We start from the raw sequence: 5,728 nt of genomic DNA on the forward strand, positions 1-5,728 counted from the left end.
CATAAGGTTTTACAACACGAGATGTAAATCCAATTTTTGGTAATCTTCTTGCAAGTGGAGTTTGTCCACCCTCAAAGTTTCTTTTTCTTGAACTACCTGAACGAGCAGTTTGACCTTTACCACCACGAGTAGAAGTCTTACCCATTCCTGAACCACATCCACGACCAACTCTTTTACGATTTTTAGTTGATCCCTCAGCAGGAGTTAAATTTTCAATACTCATCTTCTATCCTTTTAAGCGACCTAGTGCTTCAACTGTAGCGCGCACTAGTGTACCTGGATTGTTTGAACCAATTGACTTTGTAAGTATATCTTGGAAACCTGCAAGCTCTAGAACAGGACGAACTGCTCCACCTGCGATTACCCCAGTACCCTCAGATGCTGGTTTTAATAAAATACGACTTGCATTATACTTGTGTTCAATATCATGTGCAATTGTAGTACCTTTGATACTAACTTTGCTTAAGTTTTTAAACGCATTATCTACCGCTTTTTTAATAGCATCTGGAACTTCTTTCGCTTTTCCAGCACCAAAACCGATAGTACCTTTTTTATCACCAACAACTACAAGAGCAGTAAAACGGAAACGACGTCCACCTTTTACAACCTTTGTAACACGGCCTATATTTACAATTGCTTCTTCAAAATCTTCTCTATTGATTTCCATTTTAACCCCTAGAACTTTATTTCGTTTGCACGAAGTGCGTCACCAAATGCAGCTATAACACCGTGATATTGGTAACCATTACGATCAAATACAATCTCAGAAATACCAGCTTCTTTTAGTTTTGCAGCGAATGCAGCACCTAGAGCAGCTCCTCCTTCTTTGTTTGCTTTGTGACCTGTAACTTTTGAACTTAATGATGTCAAAGTAGTTGCAGTTGCATCATTAATAGCTTGAACACTCAAATAACGATTTGAACGAAATACAGAAACACGAGGAAGTGAAGCACAACCAGATATTTTTGCACGAATACGACGCTTACGTTTTAAACGATTAGCGATTTTGCTTTTTAATACTTTTGCTTTCATCTATACCCCTTTCCTATTTTTTAGAAGTCTTACCGGCTTTACGCACGATAGTCTCTTCTGAATATTTAATACCTTTACCTTTGTAAGGCTCTGGTGGGCGGAATTCTCTTACTTCAGCAGCTACTTGACCAATTACTTGCTTGTCATGACCTTTTAAAGTAATAACGTTCTTCTCAACAACTGCTTCAATACCTGCTGGTAATTCATAGTTAATATCATGAGAATAACCAAGTTGAAGATTAAGTATATTTCCATTTACAGAAGCACGGTAACCAACACCATTTATTTCAAGAACTCTTGTGTATCCAGTTGTTAAACCAGTTACTATATTCGCTGCTAATGCACGATATGTTCCCCAGAAAGCTTTATGAGCGCGGGCATCTGAAAGAGTAGCAAAAGTTAAAACATTTCCATCTAAATTGAAAGCAACGTTTCCTTTTGTATCTAAATCAACACTATTTTTGCCTTTAGCAAAAGTTATAACATTTCCATTTGCGCTTACTTTTAAGTCAGCTGCAAATTCTACAGGTAATTTACCAATTCTTGACATGTTATTCTCCTACCAAACCGTACACATAACTTCACCACCAACACCAAGAGCATAAGCCTTGTCATTTGGTAGAACGCCATGTGATGTACTAACAATAATAGTTCCGTAACCATTTTTGAAACGCTTGATCTCTTCTTTACCTTTATAGACACGACGGCCTGGCTTAGAAATTCTTTTCATTTCATTGATAACATTTTTACCATTATCGCTATATTTTAATACAACATTAATAGTTTTTTTAACGCCATCTTCAACTACGTTACAGCTTTCAATATAACCTTTTTCAACTAAAATATTAGCTAACGCTTCAACACTCTTAGAGTGAACAAGAGTAGTAACATCTAATCTTCTCATACCAGCATTACGAATACGAGTTAACGCATCCGATACTAAATCATTTATCATTTATCTTTTCCTTAGTTGTGATTATTTTAATCTGTTATCAAAGTGAAAATCACTTCAACAGAGTATAAAATAATTACTAATTATTAGAAGTTTCAAATCAGTATTGCTAACAAAACGCACTAGTGCGTGAGCTCTCAGCACGAGGAGAACTTAGCGTTAGCGTACTATTACCAACTTGACTTTCTAACACCTGGGATTAATCCTTCATTTGCCATCTTTCTAAAACATACACGGCAAATTCCAAAGTCACGAATTACAGAGTGTGGACGACCACAAATCTGACATCTTGTATAACCACGAACTTTAAACTTAGGCTCTCTAGAAGCCTTAACAATCATTGACTTCTTAGCCATTAGTTGCTCCCTTTAGTAAAAGGCATACCCATTTTCTCTAAAAGAGCGAATCCTGCCTTGTCTGATTCAGCCGATGTTACAACTGTGATATTCATACCATGAATTTGCATAATTGAATCATAGCTAACCTCTGGGAAAATCAACTGCTCTTGTAGTCCGAAGTTATAGTTTCCACGACCATCAAAGCCATTACGTGGAACACCACGGAAGTCTTTTACACGAGGAAGAGCCATAGACACAAGACGATCAAAGAAGTTATACATCTTCTCACCACGTAATGTAACACGTATACCAACTGGCATACCTTCACGAACTTTAAAACCAGCAACTGATTTTTTAGCTATTACTGTAGTTGCTTTTTGACCAGCAATTGTAGTAATAGTATCTTCAATATTTTGGATAAGTTTATTATCCTTCATTGCAAAACCAGCACCTACAGAGATAATGATTTTTTCTAATGCAGGAATCTGCATTGGATTTTTAATCCCTAAATCTGCTTGTAACTCAGGTTTTAAAGCTATGTATTTATCTTTCATACGAGCCATAATTATGCCTCCACTTTACGAACATTTGAAACATCTATAGGCATCTCTTTATTGATATGTCCGCCTTTAGTATTGTCTTCAGTTGGTTTGATAGATTTTTTAACTATTTTACAGCCTTCAACTATTACCTTGTTTTTCTTTGGTAATACAGCAAGTACAGTAGCTTTAGTTCCGCGATCATCACCAGCGATAATTTCTACAGTATCGCCTTTTTTGAATTTAAACTTTGCCATTAAACAACCTCCGGCGCAAGAGATACGATTTTCATAAAACCACTGTAACGTACTTCACGTGCAATTGGTCCAAAAATACGAGTGCCAACTGGCTCTCTCTTGTCATCAAGTATAACCGCTGCATTGTCATCAAAACGAATAAGAGAACCATTTTCACGGTGAACCTCTTTTGCAGTTCTAACTATTACAGCTTTTACAACTTTACCTTTTTTAACTTTAGCAGTTGGAGTCGCTTTTTTTACAGAAGCAATGATAACATCGCCTACTGTTGCATAACGACGCTTAGAACCACCAAGTACCTTAATACACATAATCTCTTTTGCACCTGTATTATCAGCTACAACTAAACGAGTAAAAGCTTGAATCATTATTTAGCTCCTACTACTACTGTCTTGAGTCTATACGATTTAGTTTTAGAAAGTGGACGACACTCGACTGCTACAATCTGATCGCCTACTTTTAACTCATTACGCTCATCATGTACTAAGTACTTTTTGAAGCGCTTTACAACTTTATGGTAACGAGGGTGCATTACACGACGCTCAACAACAACACTTGCTGTTTTATCGCCTGAAATCTTTACTACATTACCTTGAATTTCACGTTTATGTGTCATTGCCAGCCTTTATTTCGCTGCACTAAGTGCAGTGTTGATTCTAGCAACATCTTTTTTAGCGATACGTAGTTCACTAGTATCTTGTAGTTGCATCATCTGTCTTTTTATTTTAAGAGTAAAAAGCTGTGTTTTTTTCTCTTTTAGCATTGCTTGAAGCTCTGCTATGTTTTTATCTGCTAAATCAGAATATTTCATTGCTCATCTCCGCAGTAATTATTTTTGTTTTGAAAGGAAGCTTGTGAAGCGCAAGAGTTAATGCTTCACGAGCAAGTTCTTCTGGAACTCCAGCCATTTCAAAAATTATACGACCTGGTTTTATATTCATAACCCATTGATCAACTGAACCTTTACCTTTACCCATACGAGTTTCTAAAGGTTTAGCAGTTAATGGTTTAGCTGGGAATACTCTAATCCAAATCTTACCATTTCTTTTAATGTGACGAGTAGCCGAGATACGAGCTGACTCGATCTGGCGAGAGTTAATACGACCTGCTTCTACTGCTTTTAGAGCAATATCACCAAATGCTAACGTATAACCAGAACGAGCATAACCACGGTTACGACCCTTCATCATCTTACGATATTTAGTTCTCTTAGGCATCAACATGATTATTCAGCCTTTCCGCTATTTTCGCGTTTAGGAGCACGTTTTGGACGACGAGCTTCTTGTTTTTCTTCTTTTACTTCAGCTGGAATACCTTTTGTGAGAACCTCACCTTTGAATATCCAAACTTTTACACCAATACAACCGTATGTAGTGTGTGCTTCAGCAAAACCATAATCTATTTTTGCACGAAGTGTATGAAGTGGAACACGTCCCTCTAAATACCACTCAGTACGAGCCATTTCAGCACCGCCTAGACGACCACTAACAGATACCTTAATACCTTTAGCTCCGCCTCTTTGTGCATTTTGCATAACTTTTTTCATAGCACGTCTAAATGCAACACGGCGCTCTAATTGCGTAGCAACGTTTTCTGCAACAAGTTGAGCAGAAATTTGAGCTTTTTTCTCTTCTTTGATATTTACTGATAAAGGCTTACCAACAAGAGCTTGAAGAGTATCTTTAAGCTTCTCAATGTCTGAACCTTTTTTACCAATAATAATACCAGGACGAGCAGCAATAATAGTTACACGTAATCTTTTTGCTGTTCTCTCGATAACTATGTTAGAAACACCAGCATAGTAAAGTTCTTTTTTCAAATATGTACGAATCTTGTGATCTTCACCTAAATATGCTGCTGCAGTTTTAAAATTAGGAAACCATCTGCTTTCCCAATTGCGGTTGATACCAAGACGTAAACCAATAGGATTAACTTTTTGACCCATATTATTTACCCTCTACTTCTACTAAAATATGCGCTGTTGGTTTTCTAATACCTGAAGCCATACCACGAGCACGTGGACGGAATCTCTTAAGTACTGGACCATTATCAACACGACATGATGTTACTATACAATCAGCTGCTTCATTACCACTGTTAGCAACTGCTGATGCAACTACTTTAGCAATGATTTTTGCTGCTTTGTTTGGTGTGAACTCTAAAGATGCTAATGCAAGTTCAGCATTCATACCTTGAATCTCTCTTGCAATAAGACGAGATTTAATTGGTGAAACACGGATAAATTTCAATAATGCTCTAGCCATGATTAACCTTTCTTCTGTACAGAGCCCTTATGGCCCTTAAATGTACGAGTTGGTGCGAATTCACCTAATTTATAACCAATATGGTTTTCTGTTACATATACAGGAACAAATTGACGACCGTTATGAACGTTAAAAGTTATACCAACCATATCAGGCAGAACCATACTTCTGCGTGACCATGTCTTGATAGGTTTTTTACTACCTTCAGACTTAGCTGATAGTACTTTTTTCATTAAATGATCATCAACAAATGGACCTTTTTTTACACTTCTTGCCATTTAACTACCTTTTCGGATTAGATTTACGGCGAGTAATAATAAGTTTATCACTTGCTTTTTTACGACGA

General features: G+C 36.9%; 15 protein-coding genes. All 15 read right to left on the reverse strand.

All coding sequences use genetic code 11. The features are described from left to right. Nucleotides 1-223, reverse strand: a 223-nt coding sequence (gene rplO / locus PHI38_RS08600; RefSeq protein WP_299855113.1) for a 50S ribosomal protein L15, incomplete at its 3' end; no start/stop codon positions are given. Between the two features lie 3 nt (nucleotides 224-226). Beyond that, complete coding sequence (rpsE, locus tag PHI38_RS08605; RefSeq protein WP_299855115.1) at nucleotides 227-667, reverse strand: 30S ribosomal protein S5; 441 nt, start codon at nucleotides 665-667, stop codon at nucleotides 227-229. Nucleotides 668-675: 8 nt separating this feature from the next. Continuing rightward, a complete protein-coding gene (gene rplR / locus PHI38_RS08610) occupies nucleotides 676-1,032 on the reverse strand; it encodes a 50S ribosomal protein L18 (RefSeq protein WP_299855118.1) in 357 nt (118 codons plus the stop codon). 13 nt (nucleotides 1,033-1,045) lie between these two features. Further along, nucleotides 1,046-1,582 (reverse strand): 50S ribosomal protein L6, encoded by a 537-nt coding sequence (gene rplF, locus PHI38_RS08615; RefSeq protein WP_299855120.1) that lies wholly within the window; start codon nucleotides 1,580-1,582, stop codon nucleotides 1,046-1,048. Nucleotides 1,583-1,591: 9 nt separating this feature from the next. Further along, on the reverse strand, nucleotides 1,592-1,987 hold the full coding sequence (rpsH, locus tag PHI38_RS08620) for a 30S ribosomal protein S8 (protein WP_299855123.1): 396 nt from the start codon (nucleotides 1,985-1,987) through the stop codon (nucleotides 1,592-1,594). Nucleotides 1,988-2,154: 167 nt separating this feature from the next. Next, complete coding sequence (locus PHI38_RS08625; RefSeq protein ID WP_294889602.1) at nucleotides 2,155-2,340, reverse strand: type Z 30S ribosomal protein S14; 186 nt, start codon at nucleotides 2,338-2,340, stop codon at nucleotides 2,155-2,157. Beyond that, a complete protein-coding gene (gene rplE, locus PHI38_RS08630; RefSeq protein ID WP_299855125.1) occupies nucleotides 2,340-2,885 on the reverse strand; it encodes a 50S ribosomal protein L5 in 546 nt (181 codons plus the stop codon). The genes PHI38_RS08625 and rplE overlap by 1 nt, the downstream gene beginning before the upstream one ends. A gap of 2 nt (nucleotides 2,886-2,887) precedes the next feature. Then, on the reverse strand, nucleotides 2,888-3,118 hold the full coding sequence (rplX, locus tag PHI38_RS08635; RefSeq protein WP_299855128.1) for a 50S ribosomal protein L24: 231 nt from the start codon (nucleotides 3,116-3,118) through the stop codon (nucleotides 2,888-2,890). Then, nucleotides 3,118-3,486 (reverse strand): 50S ribosomal protein L14, encoded by a 369-nt coding sequence (rplN, locus tag PHI38_RS08640; protein ID WP_299855131.1) that lies wholly within the window; start codon nucleotides 3,484-3,486, stop codon nucleotides 3,118-3,120. The genes rplX and rplN overlap by 1 nt, the downstream gene beginning before the upstream one ends. Beyond that, nucleotides 3,486-3,734 carry a 30S ribosomal protein S17 gene (gene rpsQ, locus PHI38_RS08645; protein ID WP_299855133.1) on the reverse strand — a complete coding sequence of 83 codons (249 nt, stop codon included), beginning with the start codon at nucleotides 3,732-3,734 and terminating at the stop codon, nucleotides 3,486-3,488. Before rpsQ ends, rplN begins: the two co-directional genes overlap by 1 nt. A 9-nt stretch (nucleotides 3,735-3,743) precedes the next feature. Continuing rightward, entirely contained in the window at nucleotides 3,744-3,929 is a 186-nt protein-coding gene (gene rpmC, locus PHI38_RS08650; protein WP_299855135.1) for a 50S ribosomal protein L29, read from the reverse strand. After that, nucleotides 3,916-4,341, reverse strand: a complete 426-nt coding sequence (rplP, locus tag PHI38_RS08655) for a 50S ribosomal protein L16 (RefSeq protein ID WP_011371929.1) — start codon at nucleotides 4,339-4,341, stop codon at nucleotides 3,916-3,918. Before rplP ends, rpmC begins: the two co-directional genes overlap by 14 nt. A gap of 2 nt (nucleotides 4,342-4,343) precedes the next feature. Next, a complete protein-coding gene (gene rpsC / locus PHI38_RS08660) occupies nucleotides 4,344-5,063 on the reverse strand; it encodes a 30S ribosomal protein S3 (RefSeq protein ID WP_299855137.1) in 720 nt (239 codons plus the stop codon). Between the two features lies 1 nt (nucleotide 5,064). Beyond that, on the reverse strand, nucleotides 5,065-5,382 hold the full coding sequence (rplV, locus tag PHI38_RS08665) for a 50S ribosomal protein L22 (protein WP_011371927.1): 318 nt from the start codon (nucleotides 5,380-5,382) through the stop codon (nucleotides 5,065-5,067). A 2-nt stretch (nucleotides 5,383-5,384) separates the two neighbouring features. Next, nucleotides 5,385-5,660 carry a 30S ribosomal protein S19 gene (gene rpsS, locus PHI38_RS08670; protein ID WP_299855142.1) on the reverse strand — a complete coding sequence of 92 codons (276 nt, stop codon included), beginning with the start codon at nucleotides 5,658-5,660 and terminating at the stop codon, nucleotides 5,385-5,387. Nucleotides 5,661-5,728: the final 68 nt, after the last annotated feature.

It is taken from the genome of Sulfurimonas sp. (assembly GCF_028694895.1).
Classification (GTDB): domain Bacteria; phylum Campylobacterota; class Campylobacteria; order Campylobacterales; family Sulfurimonadaceae; genus Sulfurimonas.

Bases quoted from the DNA above. Each gene is read 5' to 3' on its own strand.
- rpsE (WP_299855115.1), bottom strand. From the start codon at position 667: ATGGAAATCAATAGAGAAGATTTTGAAGAAGCAATTGTAAATATAGGC.
- rplR (WP_299855118.1), bottom strand. From the start codon at position 1,032: ATGAAAGCAAAAGTATTAAAAAGCAAAATCGCTAATCGTTTAAAACGT.
- rplF (WP_299855120.1), bottom strand. From the start codon at position 1,582: ATGTCAAGAATTGGTAAATTACCTGTAGAATTTGCAGCTGACTTAAAA.
- rpsH (WP_299855123.1), bottom strand. From the start codon at position 1,987: ATGATAAATGATTTAGTATCGGATGCGTTAACTCGTATTCGTAATGCT.
- PHI38_RS08625 (WP_294889602.1), bottom strand. From the start codon at position 2,340: ATGGCTAAGAAGTCAATGATTGTTAAGGCTTCTAGAGAGCCTAAGTTT.
- rplE (WP_299855125.1), bottom strand. From the start codon at position 2,885: ATGGCTCGTATGAAAGATAAATACATAGCTTTAAAACCTGAGTTACAA.
- rplX (WP_299855128.1), bottom strand. From the start codon at position 3,118: ATGGCAAAGTTTAAATTCAAAAAAGGCGATACTGTAGAAATTATCGCT.
- rplN (WP_299855131.1), bottom strand. From the start codon at position 3,486: ATGATTCAAGCTTTTACTCGTTTAGTTGTAGCTGATAATACAGGTGCA.
- rpsQ (WP_299855133.1), bottom strand. From the start codon at position 3,734: ATGACACATAAACGTGAAATTCAAGGTAATGTAGTAAAGATTTCAGGC.
- rpmC (WP_299855135.1), bottom strand. From the start codon at position 3,929: ATGAAATATTCTGATTTAGCAGATAAAAACATAGCAGAGCTTCAAGCA.
- rplP (WP_011371929.1), bottom strand. From the start codon at position 4,341: ATGTTGATGCCTAAGAGAACTAAATATCGTAAGATGATGAAGGGTCGT.
- rpsC (WP_299855137.1), bottom strand. From the start codon at position 5,063: ATGGGTCAAAAAGTTAATCCTATTGGTTTACGTCTTGGTATCAACCGC.
- rplV (WP_011371927.1), bottom strand. From the start codon at position 5,382: ATGGCTAGAGCATTATTGAAATTTATCCGTGTTTCACCAATTAAATCT.
- rpsS (WP_299855142.1), bottom strand. From the start codon at position 5,660: ATGGCAAGAAGTGTAAAAAAAGGTCCATTTGTTGATGATCATTTAATG.